Genomic DNA, 16,697 nt, shown 5'->3' on the forward strand with positions numbered 1-16,697 from the left:
GAATGCAATGGTCACATATTAAAACGCTGTTTATTCTCAGTTTCCTTGTCTTAAATATTTATTTGCTATTTCAATTTATTGATAAGCAGCAGGATATGGATATTCCAGAGCTGGAGGTTAATGATTTGAATCTGGACGAGCAGCTGGATCAAGAAAATATTACTGTTTCTGCAGACACTGATTTTGAAGTTCCTGAGCTGAGCTATATTTCATCCACTCAAAAGGAATTTACCCAAACGGAAATCAGGGAATTAAATGATATAGATGATATCGATGCGGCGAAGAGTGTGGATAATAAGTTATTAACCGTGGAATTTTCTTCACCATTGGAGATTCCAGAAAATTTGGAGCGGAACGAGCTGTCTGATTTGGTCAGCCCGTATGTTTTAGATGCTTCTGAATTCAGTTTTGGCACATGGAATCATGATTTAAATATTATCGTCTTCTATCAAAATAAAGAAGGATACCCGCTTTATTTAAATCAGCATGCAATGCTCACCTTCTATTTGAATGATGACAGAGAGATTACGCATTATACGCAAACGATGGTCGGTGACGCAAGTACACAGGGGAGCACCAGCTTAAATACACCTAAGATTGCCATTGGTACGCTTCTTCATAATCGCTTTTTAAATGCCGAAGAAGAAGTGACAAATGTCACGTACGGGTATTATTCCAGAATTGATGAAGAAGGAGAAGGGACGCAGGTGTTTGCACCCACATACAAAATCACGGTAGCTGAAGAAGATGAGGAAAATGATTATTTTGTCAATGCTGCAGAGTCCTTTACGTATCCGGGAAATTATACGGAATATTTTACAACAAAGATGTTTGAGGAAAATTATTTACAAAAGCTTTATTCCATGTCGGAGGATGATGAGGAAATAGCGGATGACCTAATTTCCATTATAGAGGATAAGATTGAGCCTTATAGGAGTGAGCCAGAATGAGTTTACGTTTTAGTGTGCTTGCCTCAGGCAGCACAGGCAACGCCTTTTATATCGAAACAGAACAACAGCGTTTACTAGTAGACGCCGGATTAAGCGGAAAAAAGATGGACGGGCTGTTTAAGGGAATTGATGTCGATCCGTCACGTCTTGACGGGATTCTGGTAACACATGAGCATAGCGACCACATTAAAGGTCTGGGCATTTTTGCGCGAAAGTATCAGCTGCCCATCTATGCAAATGAAAAAACATGGCAGGCAATGGAGTCTTCTCTCGGAAAGCTGACCATCGACCAAAAATTTCAGTTTGATATGGGATCCGTTCGAAGCTTTGGAGATATCGAGGTCGAATCATTCGGTGTGTCTCATGATGCGGCAGAGCCAATGTTTTACACTTTCCGCAATAACGGACAGAAAGTAGCGCTTGTGACGGATTTAGGATACGTATCCGAACGTATTAAAAAAACGGTCGAGGACGCAGACGCTTATATTTTTGAAGCAAATCATGATGTGGAGATGCTTAGGATGGGACGCTATCCATGGAATGTAAAACGACGCATCTTAGGAGACTCCGGACATATTTCCAATGAGGATTCCGGGCTTGCTTTAACCGATGTTATTTCTAACCGTACGAAGCGGATTTACCTGGCTCACCTGAGTCTGGATAATAATATGAAAGACCTGGCGCGTATGTCTGTCAATCAAGTTCTGACCGAGCACGGAATCGATGTAGAGCTGCATGACACTGATCCGGAAGCGCCAACGCCATTATATGATGTCGGCGCTGTAACCGAGCGTGTATAAAGAAAATAAAGTAATGATCAAAGATACAGAGGTCTGTAATGGGATAAAAATTTCATTTGTGCATAAACTGAAAATAATTCCCTCTTGCAGACCTCTGTTTTGAATTCTGGAGGCTGAGCTCGGAGCCCATGGAAAGCGTAGTGTATTTCTGTAGCGGTCGCTTACAGCAAATTTATATCTAGTATGTTACCGATAGACTTTGGTGAAGAGCAGAATTAATAAAGAGCAATTTTGTGTTAGTAATAAATGTATTTAGGGAATATGTAGGTAGATGAATCAATAAGGAGAAGGATATATGGAATATAATGACCAACCGAATCAGCCGCAGCCAGGACCGGATAAAAAGAATAAAGGAAAATGGCTTATCCCCTTACTGCTAGGTATTATTATTGGCGGAATCCTCGTGTTGCTTATAAATCCTGATTTTCTTCGTAATGAGAATACAGCGCAAATCAGCCCTGCTGGTGAAGAAGAAAACAATGAGAACGCTGACAGTAACGGGATTTTGGAAGACCAGCCGATGCAGGTAGATGTTTCTACTCAGCTGACAGAGATTATTGAACAAGTAACCCCCGCAGTAGTTGGTATAACCAATATTCAGCAGAATGTTTCTTGGGGAGCCGAAGCGGATGGGATTGAGGCCGGAACAGGATCAGGCGTCATTTATAAGGTAGAAGACGGAGAAACCTATATTGTGACGAACCACCATGTTATTGAAGATGCGGACAGCGTAGAAGTGATTTTGCATGATGAGACACATATGGAAGCAGAAATCATCGGCAGTGATTTATTTACAGATTTAGCAGTACTTAAAATGGATAATGAGAATGAAGATACGCCAATGGAAATCGGAACCTCCGAGAGTTTGAAGGTAGGCGAACCGGCCATTGCTATCGGAAACCCGCTGGGAGCATACTTATCAAGCACTGTTACGCAGGGCGTCATCAGCGGGATGGAGCGCACCATTCCAATGGATTTTAACTTTGACGGGCAGCCCGATTGGCAGGCTGAAGTTATCCAGACAGACGCAGCGATTAACCCGGGAAATAGCGGTGGAGCATTGATAAATTTATACGGGCAATTGATTGGTATTAATTCCATGAAAATTAACGAGGAAGCAGTAGAAGGAATTGGTTTTGCCATTCCAATCGACAGTGCCATTCCTGTGATTCAGGAATTAGAGGAGAATGGAGAAGTCGTCCGTCCATTCTTAGGTGTAGAAATCTATTCGATTGAGGAGCTGCCTCAATATGAATGGAGAAACACATTGCAGCTGCCGGTGGAAGTTGAGGGCGGTGTGTATGTATGGAGCGTAGAAAACTTATCCCCAGCTGATGAAGCAGGTATTCAACAATATGATGTCATCGTCGCATTGGATGGTGTGCCTGTGCATAACACGATTGACCTGCGGAAAATCCTTTACGAAGAGAAAGAGGTTGGAGAAGTCGTAACCATTGATTATTACAGGGACGGCGAGTTAATGCAGACAGAGTTGGAATTAGAAATTCAATAAAAGCTAGAAAAGAATGGATGAAAGGGTATCCATTCTTTTTTAAGTTTTTATCCACAGAAATATAGAATTATGCACAAACAGTGGATAATAAAAGAATGAGATTCTATATTTGGTGTGGAAAATATGTTCCTATACTATATAACTGCGAACATTTGTGCATATGTGGATATAATTGTGGATAAATACAGTTTGTCCATAAGCTATAAACAGGATTTTTGAATTACACAGATGTTGTCCACAATTTGGGTGTGGGAAAGTTACGTGAAGGCTTCTTTTTCATTTCGCTGAGACCAGAGAAAGATGAGCAGTATAAGTAACGTCAGATCTAATCGCGAAGCAAAAAGAAATGCGAATATCCCGTCCCCTGTCAGAATAGGAAGCTTGGTGAAAAAGAGTGCGCCAAGCATAATAAAAATCAGTGGAATAAGACTTATGTGGATAAATATTCTGCCGATTAATAACATCCCCGCCATCACTTCAAACAGAGCTACAAAGAAATAAACAAAATTGGATAAAGGCACGCCCATTTGTTCAAAACTGCTGACCATCGAAAGGTCCACAAATTTCATCAGCCCGGAAACTAGAAATACAAATCCCACTACATAGCAAATAAGCTTCATTGGTTTCATGTGAAACATCCTCCTTTTTTAAATGGTATGCAGGGGAAAGGACAAACTTTCCCAAGAATCTGGAGAAAAGCATATTGTTTTCATAAGCGATTAACTATATAATTCATTCATATGCGCTTTAGCTTTTTATAAAAAAGAAGAGGAGGAGGATAAGTATGCTGCGTCAATTTTTTTCATACTATAAACCGCATAAGCGGTTATTTATTATAGATTTTTCAGCTGCAGTGATTGTGGCGCTGATGGAATTAGCCTTTCCGGTAGCGGTTCAGTGGTTTATCGATCAATTATTACCTGGCCAAGACTGGAATGCCATTGTTGTTATATCGATTTTACTGCTGATTGTGTATATTATCAGTACGTATTTGCAATATGTGGTTTCCTATTTAGGGCATAAATTGGGAATCAATATCGAAACAGATATGCGCCGTGATTTATTTTATCAGGTTCAGAGACAATCCTTTCATTTCTTTGATAATACGAAAACAGGCCATATCATGAGCCGTATTACGAATGATTTATTTGATCTGGGAGAGCTTGCCCATCATGGCCCGGAGGATTTCTTTATTTCCATCATGACATTTTTAGGTGCTTTCTTTATTATGTTCACCATTAATCCAGTTTTAGCACTGATTGTTCTTATTACCGTACCTATCCTGATATTCCTTATTACATTTGGAAATATTCGTATGAATAAGGCGTGGAGAAAAATGTATGCAAATATTGCAGGAGTCAATGCAAGAATAGAGGATGCTGTTTCTGGTGTACGTGTCGTACAATCCTTTACAAATGAAGAATTCGAAAAGCAGCGTTTTCAGGAGAATAATGAAAAGTTTCGCCTTGTAAAGGTTGGAGCATATAAAGTAATGGGTATCGTCCATTCGAATATTTTTCTGCTGATGCGTTTAATGACACTGCTTGTACTTGTTGTAGGGGCCTGGTTCACTTATACAGATCGCCTCAGCTATGGAGAATTAGTCAGCTTTATCTTGTTCGTGAATGTATTAACGACACCAATCAATAAAATTACAGCACTCTTAGAGCTATATCCCAAAGGAATGGCCGGCTTTAAACGTTTCTCAGATATGATGGCAATCAACCCGGATGTCGAGGACAAGCCGGATGCCGAAGCAGTCAGTGAATTAAAAGGGGATATCCGTTTTGATCAAGTCAGCTTCAGCTACGATAAAACGAAAAAACCGGTATTGAACGATATCAGCTTTGATATTCATCATGGAGAGACGGTTGCTTTTGTCGGACCGTCTGGAGCTGGAAAAACAACGATTTCCGCATTGATTCCAAGATTTTATGATGTGACAGATGGAGCGATTACGATTGATGGAATGGATATTCGTGATATGACGAAGGAATCTCTCCGCAGTAAAATCGGTGTCGTACAGCAGGATGTATTTCTGTTTACAGGAACCCTGCGGGAGAATATTGCGTATGGAAACCTGGAAGCAACTGATGAAGAAATCGAACTTGCAGCTAAACGTGCACATATGGAGGATTTTATTAAGGAGCTTCCAGATGGCTATGAGACACAGGTTGGAGAAAGAGGCTTAAAGCTGTCAGGAGGACAAAAGCAGCGGATTGCAATAGCGCGGATGTTCTTGAAAAATCCGCCAATTCTTATTTTGGACGAAGCAACCTCGGCGCTGGATACAGAGACAGAAATGATTATTCAAAAAGCATTGAACGAGCTGGCCGCCAACCGGACGACAATTGTGATCGCCCATCGTCTTGCTACGATTAAAGAAGCAGACCGTATTATGGTGGTAACGAAAAATGGGATTGAAGAAGAAGGAACGCACGAAGAACTCCTGCAGAAAAAAGGTATCTTTGCTCATCTGCACGGTGTTCAAATGAAATAGCAGAACAGGCTGTGCCAAGCGCAGCCTGTTTTTTTAGCGTATTGTCTTCATTTCCCGGGAAATAAAGACATCTGTCTTCTGATTAGCATAAAAACATAAAAAATAACACAAGCTAAGACTAATTAGGAGGTGGCCTGATGAATCGAATATATCGCGCCCTTATCTTCGCCGGCATTATTATCATTCCATTGTTGATTGGAACATGGGTGAATGCAGAAGAGCCGGAATATGCCGAATGGGGTCAGATTGCCATGAAAGAAGTGAAAGCCAAGTACCCTCAAGAAAAAATTGTAGATTATTTGCATGTAGGCAGACAAACAGAATCTGAAAATACAGTCGAAACCTTTAAGCTATGGTTAGTGGGAAAAGAAAAGGAATTTGGTGTTATTATTGATATTTATTTTAAAACCGATACAAAAGAAATTGTCGAAATAAAAATGAGGGAAACAAAGAACTAGCACAATGAGCTGTGATTCTCCGTTAATGCGTCCATTCTCGTGCTAGCAGTCCGTAAACAACTAAATCTTCATAATGATCGTATAGCCATTCTCCCTGCCTGATCATACCTTCTTTTTGAAAACGGAGCCGTTCTGGAATGGCTCTGCTTTTTTTATTGTGGGTTGCAGCACGAATTTCAACCCGGTTTAACCGCAGTGTATAAAAGGCATAATCAATCATCACCTGAACTGCTGTGGTCATGACGCCCTTCCCTTGATAAGCCGGATCTAACCAGTAGCCAATCGATGTGCTGCCATTTTGCCAGTCAATAAAATTATAATTGACACAGCCAATCAGCCTATCCCGATCAAAGATACCGATATTCAGCGACTGTCTGTGCCGGGCTCCTTGCAGGCATAAATCAATAAAGGCTAAACAATCGGCCGGTTTTTGTGTCGTTTCAATCCAGGGAAGCCACTCACGCAGCTCTTCTCTGGAGCTTTCTACCGTCCTGAACAGCGCGTTTGCATCATTCATCTGCAGCTGGCGCAAGGTTAGACGGTCATCTATTTGATAGTGAAACATAGGTTAACCCCCATATTCATACTTCCTTTATTATCATCTTCCTATATCATACGTTATTTGTGCGTAGATGTTTAATTAATTGGTGAAAATGTATTACAATAGGATATACAAGTTTAAAAAAAGGAATTCCGTGTTGAATAACATAATGGAAGGAAGAAGGATGGTACATGAGTGAGGAGAACATCACAAGGCTCCATTTGAATGGAAAAGAATATATACTAATCGGAACAGCCCATGTTTCTAAAAATAGTGCCGAACAGGTCAAGGAAGTCATTGAAAGGGAACAGCCTGATGCGGTATGTATTGAGCTGGATGCCCAGCGTTTTCAATCGGTGAAGGATAATAATAAATGGAAAAACACCGATATCTTTCAAGTCATCCGCGATAAAAAAGCAGTCATGCTATTAATGAACCTGGCAGTTTCTTCCTTTCAGAAGCGGATGGCTAAGCAGTTTGGTATTCGTCCGGGAGAAGAGATGATACAAGGAATTGAATCCGCGGAAGAAACAGGAGCCGAGCTTGTTTTAGCCGATCGGGATATTCAAATTACTTTTGCCCGAATTTGGGGGAATATGGGCTTTAAAGGAAAATCAATGCTGCTCATGCAAGTGTTTGGAAGTATCTTCAGCAGAGAGGAAATTTCCGAAGAAGAATTAGAAAAGATGAAGCAGCAGGATACGATTAATGCGATGCTTCAAGAGTTTACCGCTTATTTTCCAGACCTGAAGAAACCATTGATTGATGAACGGGATCAATATTTATCTCAAAAGATTAAAGATGCTCCCGGCGATAAGGTTGTCGCGATACTTGGGGCAGCACATGTGCCAGGCATAACCAAAGAAATTGAAAAAGAACAGGATTTGGAACAACTAAACACACGTCCGCCGAAATCAAAGTGGCCGAAAGTGGTTGGATGGGCGATACCTATTTTCATTATTGGCATCATTGCCTACACATTCATGACAAATCCAGCGGCAGGCTGGCAGCAAACGATAAGCTGGGCGCTCTGGAACGGCTCTCTCTCAGCTATTGGCGCCCTTGTTGCCTTCGCACATCCATTAGCTGCCCTGACTGCATTCGTCGCAGCGCCATTTACTTCGCTGAATCCATTACTTGCGGCAGGCTGGTTTGCAGGGTTTGCTCAGGCTTATATTAAGCGGCCGAATGTAGGCGATTTTGATTCACTTGCAGATGATGTGCATTCTGTAAAAGGTTTTTGGAATAATAAAGTAACACGTATCTTGTTAGTAATCGTATTTGCCAATATAGGAAGTTCTTTAGGAACATTGATTGGCGGCGCGGATGTGATTCGTGTGTTTATCCAGAATTTATTAAATTAAAGGTTTTAAAATTATTTCAGCGTGTATATGTTCAACAAAGATAGTTTTCAAATGAAAGAGAGCTATCTTTTCTGCTCTACATAGTGATGCAGCATATCTAACGAAAATGTCATTTAGGAGGAATTTACTCGTGATCATTGCGATCATTTTTTTATTATTTGTTTCTCTATTCTTCTCAGGAAGTGAAACAGCTTTAACAGCAACAAATAAGGTGAGACTGCAGGCAAAAGCAAATGATGGTGATATAAAATCAGAAAAACTGCTTCAGCTTGTCTCTACCCCAAGTGAATTTATTACAGCAATTTTAATCGGAAATAACGTGGCGAATATTCTGTTGCCTACACTGGTTACCATGATGGCGATAGATTATGGTTTAAATGTAGGAATTGCGTCAGCTGTACTGACCATTACGATTATTGTATTTTCGGAAGTGATACCAAAATCCGTAGCAGCCAGCTTCCCGGACCGGATTGCTGCTTTGATCTTCCCGGTTATTCGGGCTGTGGTATGGATTTTAAAACCAATCACCTTTTTATTAAATGGATTAACAGGCACGATTACCCGGGCACTTTCTAAAGGAGAAGTGCAGATGGAGTCTGTTTCCAAAGAAGAGCTGCGGGCAATAGTGGATATTGCTGATTCAGAAGGAGCTTTTCAAAAGGAAGAGTCTTCACGAATACGTGGTGTATTTGATTTTTATCATTTGAATGTAAAGGATGTTCTAAAAACACCGCGCGTTGAAATTGTCGGGTTAGATCATGAAGCAAGTTACCAAGAGGTGAAAGAATTGGCGCTGTCCAGTCCATTTACAAGGTATCCTATTTATGGAGAAGATGTGGATGATATTATCGGCATTTTTCACTCTAAGTATTTAATTGCGTGGAGCGATGAAAAAGAAAAAACACTTGCAGATTATAGTGATATGGATCCGCTGCGTGTGTATGAATTTAATAATATCGAATGGGTATTCCATAAAATGCTGGAGGAAAAGAAGCATATGGCTATCGTATTGGATGAGTATGGCGGCACAGAAGGAATTGTCACACAGGAAGATATTATTGAAGTGATGATTGGACAAGAGATAGAAGATGAGATGGATGTGGAAGAGGATGCGCTGATAGAAAAGCAGACAGAAACCGAAATTATCTGTGATGGAAAAATCACGCTTCACCAGCTGAATAATACCTTTGATACAGATATTCCAGAGGAAGATGATGTGCTTGCAGCTTATATTCTGAGAAACTTTACTACCTTCCCTATAGAAGGAGATACGCTGGAAAAGGAAAATTTAACATTCCACATATTAGAAATAGACGGCCGATATATTAAGCGGGTTCAAATTATTAAATAGAAATAATGAAAAGGCGCTATATTTTGCACATTTCTCCAGTTCCTTTTTCAAATAGTTACAGGTTAATGTGACAAATTAGTGAAATAGCGATTTCTCATACATGATTCTGTCTCTTTGCGACATAATTCGTTATAATGTAGGGAAAAGGACAGGACGGAGAGGAGCGTGGTGCTTTGAAATCTATCAGTGTAAAGCAATTAGTGCAAGAATTTAAATTGGAAGTACTGGCTGGAGGCGATGAGTTAGATCGCACCATCAAGAAAGCCAGGACCCATCGCCCTGGCTTAGAATTCATTGGTTACTTTGACTTTTTCCCAATGGAACGTGTGCAGATTTTAGGGAAAAAAGAAATTAACTTTTTGAAGCAGCAGAATATTGAAGAACGTAAGGAACGGATAGACCATGTGGTAAGCTATCATCCGCCATGCTTTATTGTTACGTCGAATCAAGAGGGACTTACGTACTTAACGAAATTCTGTCAGGAAGAAAATATTCCGCTTCTGCGTACAGCAGATACAGCCGTTGATTTTATCGCTAAGGTAGATAATTATTTAACCCGCAAGCTCGCAACAGAAATTGCAGTTCATGGGGTCTGCCTGAATGTCTCCGGAATTGGCGTCTTAATTCGCGGAGAGTCTGGCGTAGGGAAAAGTGAGCTGGCACATACCTTGATTGGGCGCGGACATCGGCTTGTTTCGGATGACATTGTTATTTTGAAAAAGGTGAGCCATAAGACGATTCTTGGTACACATAACGATATCAATCGTGAATTCCTCGCTCTCCGCAGTGTCGGACTTTTAAATGTTGTACGGATGTATGGCAGAAAGGCGTTCCAGGATGAATCACGTATTTCCTTGGATATTGAACTGACAAAGTGGGAGAAGGATGCACTCAATAATGATCTGGAGCCGAAAACCGATTATGAAGAGTATATGGGCGTCCAGGTTCCAAGAATTGAGATTCAGCTCCAGCCAGGACGGGATGTAGCTGGATTAGTAGAAGCGGCTGCGAATAATTGGTACCTGCAGCAGCAGGGATATAAGGCTTCTACGGAATTTATGGAGCGTGTCCAGTGGGAAGAAGGAGACGATTGATGGTTTCCTTTTACATATAAAGAGGGGAGAATCTTGGGTTCTTCCTTCTTTTTTTGTTAAAATCAACAGTGTTTAGAATTTCTTTTTATAAAGAATGGAAGTTATGTCATGGCTGGAAATAGTGCATGGATGCTAAATAGAAGCTAAGCCATATGAAATAAAATTTTTTAATGAAGGGGTGTTATCATTGTCGAAAATATATATTTTACATGAAAACGATGATTGGACAGTACACTTAACCAATCGTCTGGAAGAATTAAATTTGCCTTATGAAACCTGGCATTTAGATAAGGGGGTGGTTGATTTAACCGCAGAACCGCCTGAAGGGGTATTTTATAATCGGATGAGTGCCTCCTCACACACACGAGATCACCGCTTTGCACCCGAATTAGCTGGAGGCATTCTATCCTGGTTAGAGATGCATAATCGAACGGTCTTTAATGGTTCACAGGCGCTTCAGCTGGAAATTAGCAAGATTAACCAATATACCGCACTTGAAAAAAACGGCATAAAAACACCAAAGACAATTGGAGCAGTTGGACGTGACCAAATAATAGAAGCTGCAAAAAAAATAGGTGAATCTTCTTTCATTACAAAGCATAACAGAGCAGGGAAAGGGCTGGGAGTTCAGCTTTTCCATTCCATCGATGCCCTTGAAGCGTATGTAAATAGCCCGGAATTTGAAGAACCCGTTGATGGTATTACATTGATTCAGCAATACATCCAGTCGCCTGAGCCTTTTATAATACGAGCAGAATTTGTCGGCGGGAAATTGATTTACGCAGTGAAGGTAGATACTACAGAAGGCTTTGAGTTGTGCCCTGCAGATGCGTGCCGGATTGGCGATGCATTTTGTCCGGTCGGGGAGGAAGAAGAAAGTCCGCCGATGTTTGAGATTATGGAAGAAGGAATGGACACGGAGCAAATTGCACGTTATGAGAATTTCTTGAAAAATAGCGGGATTGATGTTGCCGGTATTGAATTTATTCGTGATATCAATGGAGAGATTTACACGTATGATGTAAATACGAATACAAACTACAATTCGGAAGCGGAAGAAAAAGTTAATAAATATGGGATGTTGGAATTAGCTCGATTTTTAGGGAATGCTTTAGAAAAAGAACGTTTATCATAGGATAATAGATGGATAAAATGAAGAACTCCTCAAAAGTTTAAGAGAAATCCATAAAAAAGAAGGAGTGCTTCGAAAAGAAACACTCCTTCTAAACGTCAGCTTACATCCGCTTTAACCCCTTGCGAATCGGCGGAAGCTCCAGCTTTCCTTTTTCAAATAATTTTTTAATGGTCTGCTTGGTGTAGCTGGTCACCTGATCATAAGAAAGCTTGCCTGGAATTGGGGGCTCATCCTCAATACAGACATCGATAATCGCGGGCTGATTAAACGACGCTGCAGCCTGCAGAGAAGGTCCAAGGTCTTCAAACTTTTCTACAAGATACCCTTTACCGCCGCAGTTATCCGCAAATTGAGCAAAGTTAAAGCTTTCTAAGCCAGTTTTATAATCCAGGTGTCCGCCAGCCTCCTGCTCGTACTTAATCATGCCGATACGTTCATTATTAAAGATAACAACAATCATTGGCAGGTTATATTTCACAGCAGTTAAAAAATCCTGCATGTTCATGGAAAAACCGCCATCGCCGGCAAGGCTGATTACCTGCCGCTCAGGGAAAGCTATTTTACTTGCAATCGCTCCAGGAAGACTGCAACCCATCGTGCCTAGCCAGCTGGAAATCAAGAAATCCTGCGTTGTTTTCATCCGGAAATGCCGCGTCGCCCATACAGTCACATTGCCGACATCAACTGACAGGATAGCATCATCCTCTGCGATTTTCTGCACTTCATGAATGACCTGCTGCGGCTTAATTGGTGTAGAGGTTTGCTCTTCATCGTTCTTCATTTCCTCCCACCAGCTGGTCATTTTCTCCTGATATTTTTCTAAGAAATCACGTTTCTCGGAGCGAGGCAGCTGTTCATTGAACCACCCGAGCACCTTTTTCGCATCCCCGGCAACGCCAATATCCACGGGATACCTTTTGCCGATTTGTAAAGGATTCCTATCAATTTGGATGCAGGTAACATCCTCTGGCAGAAACTCGGTATAAGGGTAAGAGGTTCCAAGCAGGATTAAGAGGTCTGTCTCCTCCATTGCTTCATAAGCCGGCTTGGTGCCAATCATTCCAAGGTTACCAAGGAAATTTGGATGCTCATCCTCCATCACTCCTTTAGCAGGTAAGGAAATAACAACGGGTGCAGCAATCGTATCTGAAAATGCCGCCAGCTCTTCCTTCGCTTTCTTCACACCTGTTCCTGCTAAAATAATAGGTTTTTTCGCTTTTTCAATTGCAGCTGCAGCCTCCTGCATCGCAGTTACATCTGGAGTAAGTGCTGGTGACTCATACATCACTGCATTTTTTTGCACCTTATTTTTAATTTTTTCAGTTGGAATATCATCCGGCAAGGTTAACACAGCAACTCCTTTTTCCGCATACGCTGTGCGAATAGCCTGATTGACCATGGATGGGAGCTGTTCCTCTGAGGTAACCTCTTTATTATAAACCGCAACATCATCAAAAATGCGTTCCATATTGACTTCTTGAAAGCTATCTGTCCCAATTTGATCTGTGGGAACCTGCCCGGCAAGAACAAGGACAGGAGCGCTATCCTCCTTCGCATCATACAATCCATTTAATAAGTGAATCGCACCCGGCCCCGCAATGGATAAACAAACGCCAAGCTTTCCAGTTAATTTTGCGTAAGAAGCAGCAGCTAATGCGCCGGCCTCTTCATGACGAACCTGCACAAATTTTATTTTATCCTCTGCTTTTCGCAGTTCTTCCATTAAATTGTTGATGGAGTCCCCAGGCATTCCATAAATATGGTTTACACCCCAGTCCTCCAGTAAATCCACAAGTACTTTTCCTGCACGATCATCAAACATGTGGCATGTCTCCTTTTCGTGAGTATTTTATCTTATCTATCCATCGAATAGCTGATAAACAGCTTCATGTTCCTCTTTTTTTTTGCCTACTTTGTCTATTCCACAATACGGGGAACATGAAACCAGGAGGAATAGGAAAAAATGGAAATGAAAATAATTCAGAAAATGACAGAAAGCCTAGCTTTTCATCTCATTATCTTTTAGAATAGGGATACATTAACTCCAGCAGGATATGTGAGGGGGATAAAAAATGATGAAAAGACCCGTTGTATTTTTTGATTTAGACGGAACATTATTGACAAGTGATAATAAAGTAGCAAAAAGCAGTATTGAGGCAATTGAAAAACTAATTGAAAATGATGGAATACCTGTGCTTGCAACAGGCAGACCTCCATTTGAAACAAAGAAATTACGAGCAGAGACAGGAATCGGATCAGCTGTGTTGATGAATGGACAATTCATTGTACATGAAGGAGAAGTCGTTTCCCGGAACCGAATCAACCCGGTCCAATTAAAAAAATTGGGAGACTATGCAACACAAAGAGGGGTCACCCTTTCTTTCCACACTGCCGAGCAAATTTTTACAACGAACAATCAATGTGAGCTGTTAAAGAAGGACTGCCTGGAATGTGACAGAGAGATTCCGGAAGTGGATGATGATATTTATATGAACAAGCCGGTCTATCAGGTAGAAATATACCTGGAAGATGGGGAAGAAGAATATCAGGAAAAATTCCCAGAGCTTCACTTTGTCCGCAACTCTCCCTATAACTGTGATGTCTTCCCAAAAGACGTCTCCAAAGCAACAGGTATTAAGAAATTCTTAGAAGTCACCGGACTTTCTAAAGAGAATACATATGCTTTCGGCGATGGATTAAACGACCTGGAGATGTTTGGGTTTGTGAAAACATCGGTGGCGATGGAGAACTCTGTGGAGGAGATTAAGGAAGTGGCGACGTATATTACGAAGTCAGCGGATGATGATGGAATTGCTGATGGGTTGAAGATGTGCGGGTTGATTGATCAGGAAGAGAGCGAAGAAGCTCAATAAGGATGTTTGGAAAAAACCGAGGTTTCTGTATGGCATATGCAGAGAATCTCGGTTTTTGTATGTAGATATTAGAATATTTTTAAAGTAAGAGTAACTCCAGGTAGAGAAACATGGTAAAATAAAGGAAGAATATGTACAGAATCGAAAAAATGAAATAATAAAGGAAGATTTTAATGAACATAACCCTTGTTACCGTCGGAAAATTAAAGGAAAAATACTTAAAGCAGGGTATTGATGAATATAAAAAACGCTTAGGTGCGTATGCCAAAGTGAATATTGTCGAAGTAGCGGATGAAAAAGCGCCGGAGACGATGAGTGAAGCGGAAATGGAAGAAGTGAAGCGTAAAGAAGGAGAGCGTATTCTTGCACAGGTTCATCCAGATGCGTTTGTGATTACGCTGGAGATTGATGGGAAGATGCTGAGTTCAGAGCAGCTTGCGAAAAAGCTGGATGAGCTGGCGACTTATGGGAAGAGCAAGATTGTGTTTGTGATTGGCGGTTCACTTGGGATTAGTGAGGATGTGCGGAAGCGGAGTGATTTAGGGCTTTCGTTTTCTAAGATGACGTTTCCTCATCAGTTGATGCGGCTGGTGTTGTTGGAGCAGGTTTATCGGAGTTTTCGGATTATGAGGGGGGAACCATACCATAAGTAACGGTAAACTAATACCCTCAAATATAGATAAAGAGAGTAAGTTTTATCTATTTTATGCATATATACATTGTTCCGCAATAAAATTACTTCAATAAATATCCATTGCTTAGATATTGATGTAGGCAATAAATATTTGTCATATTAGAAGTTTAATGAATAATAATACTGTTGCCGGTTTTCATGTACTCAGAACTGAAAATGGAAATTTGAAATTAAATACAAATAAAATGTATCACTGGCATATTCATAAAAGATTAAGAGATACGCCGATTGCGCAGAGGGATATAGTATTAGTTAAAGAGGTCGTATCATAGCATTTTGCTGGAATTTAGGACAATATGTCAAAATGGTTTAAACTACTTTGACATATTGTCTTCCGTAAAAGCTAGAACCTCCCTTGCTGTTTCAATGAAAGATAATATAATTGGTGAAAGCCACTTATCTTTATGCCATGCCATATGTGTATATACATCCAAGTTTGGAAACGGCCAAGGAAGAGCAACAAGTTCGCCACGTTCAACTTCGACTTCAGTTACTATTTTAGGAAGAAAGGCAATACCGATTCCTGAAATTGCACATTGTTTAATGGCTTCTGCACTTTGGAACTCTAAAGATGAAATACTGTCAATGTCTCCTTTTTTAAATGTTTGGTCAAACATTGTTCGATAGGGGCAGCCTTTTTCATTAATAAGGAACACCTCTCCGTAAAAATCTTCAAGCTGTATTGCAGTTTGTTTAGCCAGTGGATGATCTGGAGCAACGAACAAGCGAAAATTTTCTTCTGTCAATGCTTCCACTGCAAGTCCCGTTGATTGAATGGGTTCGTCAAGTATAAAGGCGACATCTGAGGTACCCTCAAAGAGCGTTTGTTTAAGTTGTTGATTTGAAACAGAGCGAAAGATAAGGCGAACTCCCGGATACCGAAAACGGAAAAGTTTAAAGACCTCTGGAAGTCGATAGGCACAAACAACCTCGTTGGCACTAATCGTTAGAGTACCACTAAGAATTTCATTGTCATGAACGGAGCTGCGTGCTTCGTCTAATTTGTTTAGAATGTCTTGGACATGAGTTAAAAAACGCTTACCCGCAGTTGTGAGAACGAGCTGCTTTCCCAAGCGGTCAAAAAGACGAACATTAAGCTCTTCCTCCAATGCTTTTATTTGCATCGTGACGTTTGAAGGGACATAGTTTAGTGCTTCAGCAGCTCGACTGAAATTTAAAGTTGTTGCAACCGTATGGAATGTATTCAGTTGGCGTAATTCCATCATAATTCTCCCTCTAGCTTTCAATATTTTTGAATGCTGATATTAATTTTGTTCACTTTTATTGAATGTAACACAGCTTTATACTTAATAACAAGAAATACATTTTTAATGTTGTGTTTCATTTAGAAAGACTAACTATATAAAGTCAAGTGAAAAAGAAAATAAATGATGAGAAAAATATACGAATTAAATGCATGCCAA

General features: G+C 40.6%; 16 protein-coding genes. 12 read left to right on the forward strand and 4 right to left on the reverse strand.

Annotated features, from left to right (window positions below; translation table 11 throughout):
• Window positions 1-2 precede the first annotated feature (2 nt).
• The 3 genes from ACW0TQ_RS20260 (at window position 3) to ACW0TQ_RS20270 (ending at window position 3,263) form a co-directional block, all read left to right on the forward strand.
• The gene (locus ACW0TQ_RS20260) at window positions 3-950 is read left to right on the forward strand and encodes a two-component system regulatory protein YycI (RefSeq protein WP_256705429.1); all 948 of its coding nucleotides are present in this window, start codon (window positions 3-5) and stop codon (window positions 948-950) included.
• Window positions 947-1,750, forward strand: coding sequence for an MBL fold metallo-hydrolase (locus tag ACW0TQ_RS20265; RefSeq protein ID WP_455725952.1), 804 nt, complete (start codon window positions 947-949; stop codon window positions 1,748-1,750). The genes ACW0TQ_RS20260 and ACW0TQ_RS20265 overlap by 4 nt, the downstream gene beginning before the upstream one ends.
• 295 nt (window positions 1,751-2,045) lie before the next feature.
• Entirely contained in the window at window positions 2,046-3,263 is a 1,218-nt protein-coding gene (locus ACW0TQ_RS20270) for a S1C family serine protease (protein ID WP_042528743.1), read from the forward strand.
• Between the two features lie 257 nt (window positions 3,264-3,520).
• Here the strand turns inward: ACW0TQ_RS20270 and ACW0TQ_RS20275 are convergent, their stop codons facing one another.
• Window positions 3,521-3,892, reverse strand: coding sequence for a DoxX family protein (locus ACW0TQ_RS20275; RefSeq protein ID WP_042528745.1), 372 nt, complete (start codon window positions 3,890-3,892; stop codon window positions 3,521-3,523).
• Window positions 3,893-4,047: 155 nt separating this feature from the next.
• On the opposite strand from ACW0TQ_RS20275, the gene ACW0TQ_RS20280 reads away from it, so the two are divergent.
• Window positions 4,048-5,763: an ABC transporter ATP-binding protein gene (locus tag ACW0TQ_RS20280; protein ID WP_042528747.1), complete on the forward strand. Its 1,716-nt coding sequence runs from the start codon at window positions 4,048-4,050 to the stop codon at window positions 5,761-5,763.
• A gap of 137 nt (window positions 5,764-5,900) precedes the next feature.
• Entirely contained in the window at window positions 5,901-6,221 is a 321-nt protein-coding gene (locus ACW0TQ_RS20285; protein WP_042528749.1) for a DUF3889 domain-containing protein, read from the forward strand.
• A gap of 22 nt (window positions 6,222-6,243) precedes the next feature.
• Here the strand turns inward: ACW0TQ_RS20285 and ACW0TQ_RS20290 are convergent, their stop codons facing one another.
• Window positions 6,244-6,786, reverse strand: a complete 543-nt coding sequence (locus ACW0TQ_RS20290) for a GNAT family N-acetyltransferase (RefSeq protein WP_042528751.1) — start codon at window positions 6,784-6,786, stop codon at window positions 6,244-6,246.
• 167 nt (window positions 6,787-6,953) lie between these two features.
• Between ACW0TQ_RS20290 and ACW0TQ_RS20295 the strand changes: the two genes are divergently transcribed.
• The 4 genes from ACW0TQ_RS20295 to ACW0TQ_RS20310 all read left to right on the forward strand — a co-directional run bounded on the left by ACW0TQ_RS20295 (window position 6,954) and on the right by ACW0TQ_RS20310 (window position 11,706).
• Complete coding sequence (locus ACW0TQ_RS20295; protein WP_042528753.1) at window positions 6,954-8,126, forward strand: TraB/GumN family protein; 1,173 nt, start codon at window positions 6,954-6,956, stop codon at window positions 8,124-8,126.
• Window positions 8,127-8,256: 130 nt separating this feature from the next.
• Window positions 8,257-9,477, forward strand: a complete 1,221-nt coding sequence (locus tag ACW0TQ_RS20300; protein ID WP_212929188.1) for a hemolysin family protein — start codon at window positions 8,257-8,259, stop codon at window positions 9,475-9,477.
• A gap of 173 nt (window positions 9,478-9,650) precedes the next feature.
• Complete coding sequence (hprK, locus tag ACW0TQ_RS20305) at window positions 9,651-10,571, forward strand: HPr(Ser) kinase/phosphatase (protein ID WP_042528756.1); 921 nt, start codon at window positions 9,651-9,653, stop codon at window positions 10,569-10,571.
• Window positions 10,572-10,758: 187 nt separating this feature from the next.
• On the forward strand, window positions 10,759-11,706 hold the full coding sequence (locus tag ACW0TQ_RS20310) for an ATP-grasp domain-containing protein (protein ID WP_455725953.1): 948 nt from the start codon (window positions 10,759-10,761) through the stop codon (window positions 11,704-11,706).
• A 100-nt stretch (window positions 11,707-11,806) separates the two neighbouring features.
• Here ACW0TQ_RS20310 and ACW0TQ_RS20315 read toward each other — a convergent pair whose 3' ends face one another.
• Window positions 11,807-13,528 (reverse strand): pyruvate oxidase, encoded by a 1,722-nt coding sequence (locus ACW0TQ_RS20315; protein WP_212929190.1) that lies wholly within the window; start codon window positions 13,526-13,528, stop codon window positions 11,807-11,809.
• A gap of 250 nt (window positions 13,529-13,778) precedes the next feature.
• Here ACW0TQ_RS20315 and ACW0TQ_RS20320 point away from each other — a divergent pair, with 250 nt between their 5' ends.
• The 3 genes from ACW0TQ_RS20320 to ACW0TQ_RS20330 all read left to right on the forward strand — a co-directional run bounded on the left by ACW0TQ_RS20320 (window position 13,779) and on the right by ACW0TQ_RS20330 (window position 15,545).
• On the forward strand, window positions 13,779-14,579 hold the full coding sequence (locus ACW0TQ_RS20320; RefSeq protein WP_212929191.1) for a Cof-type HAD-IIB family hydrolase: 801 nt from the start codon (window positions 13,779-13,781) through the stop codon (window positions 14,577-14,579).
• A gap of 173 nt (window positions 14,580-14,752) precedes the next feature.
• Entirely contained in the window at window positions 14,753-15,232 is a 480-nt protein-coding gene (gene rlmH / locus ACW0TQ_RS20325) for a 23S rRNA (pseudouridine(1915)-N(3))-methyltransferase RlmH (protein ID WP_212929192.1), read from the forward strand.
• Window positions 15,233-15,383: 151 nt separating this feature from the next.
• The gene (locus tag ACW0TQ_RS20330; protein ID WP_368901816.1) at window positions 15,384-15,545 is read left to right on the forward strand and encodes a DUF5839 family protein; all 162 of its coding nucleotides are present in this window, start codon (window positions 15,384-15,386) and stop codon (window positions 15,543-15,545) included.
• 42 nt (window positions 15,546-15,587) lie between these two features.
• Here ACW0TQ_RS20330 and ACW0TQ_RS20335 read toward each other — a convergent pair whose 3' ends face one another.
• Entirely contained in the window at window positions 15,588-16,496 is a 909-nt protein-coding gene (locus tag ACW0TQ_RS20335; RefSeq protein ID WP_212929194.1) for a LysR family transcriptional regulator, read from the reverse strand.
• Window positions 16,497-16,697: the final 201 nt, after the last annotated feature.

The organism is Oceanobacillus sp. M60 (genome assembly GCF_053839645.1).

Bases quoted from the DNA above. Each gene is read 5' to 3' on its own strand.
- ACW0TQ_RS20260 (WP_256705429.1), top strand. From the start codon at position 3: ATGCAATGGTCACATATTAAAACGCTGTTTATTCTCAGTTTCCTTGTC.
- ACW0TQ_RS20265 (WP_455725952.1), top strand. From the start codon at position 947: ATGAGTTTACGTTTTAGTGTGCTTGCCTCAGGCAGCACAGGCAACGCC.
- ACW0TQ_RS20270 (WP_042528743.1), top strand. From the start codon at position 2,046: ATGGAATATAATGACCAACCGAATCAGCCGCAGCCAGGACCGGATAAA.
- ACW0TQ_RS20275 (WP_042528745.1), bottom strand. From the start codon at position 3,892: ATGAAACCAATGAAGCTTATTTGCTATGTAGTGGGATTTGTATTTCTA.
- ACW0TQ_RS20280 (WP_042528747.1), top strand. From the start codon at position 4,048: ATGCTGCGTCAATTTTTTTCATACTATAAACCGCATAAGCGGTTATTT.
- ACW0TQ_RS20285 (WP_042528749.1), top strand. From the start codon at position 5,901: ATGAATCGAATATATCGCGCCCTTATCTTCGCCGGCATTATTATCATT.
- ACW0TQ_RS20290 (WP_042528751.1), bottom strand. From the start codon at position 6,786: ATGTTTCACTATCAAATAGATGACCGTCTAACCTTGCGCCAGCTGCAG.
- ACW0TQ_RS20295 (WP_042528753.1), top strand. From the start codon at position 6,954: ATGAGTGAGGAGAACATCACAAGGCTCCATTTGAATGGAAAAGAATAT.
- ACW0TQ_RS20315 (WP_212929190.1), bottom strand. From the start codon at position 13,528: ATGTTTGATGATCGTGCAGGAAAAGTACTTGTGGATTTACTGGAGGAC.
- ACW0TQ_RS20320 (WP_212929191.1), top strand. From the start codon at position 13,779: ATGATGAAAAGACCCGTTGTATTTTTTGATTTAGACGGAACATTATTG.
- rlmH (WP_212929192.1), top strand. From the start codon at position 14,753: ATGAACATAACCCTTGTTACCGTCGGAAAATTAAAGGAAAAATACTTA.
- ACW0TQ_RS20330 (WP_368901816.1), top strand. From the start codon at position 15,384: ATGAATAATAATACTGTTGCCGGTTTTCATGTACTCAGAACTGAAAAT.
- ACW0TQ_RS20335 (WP_212929194.1), bottom strand. From the start codon at position 16,496: ATGGAATTACGCCAACTGAATACATTCCATACGGTTGCAACAACTTTA.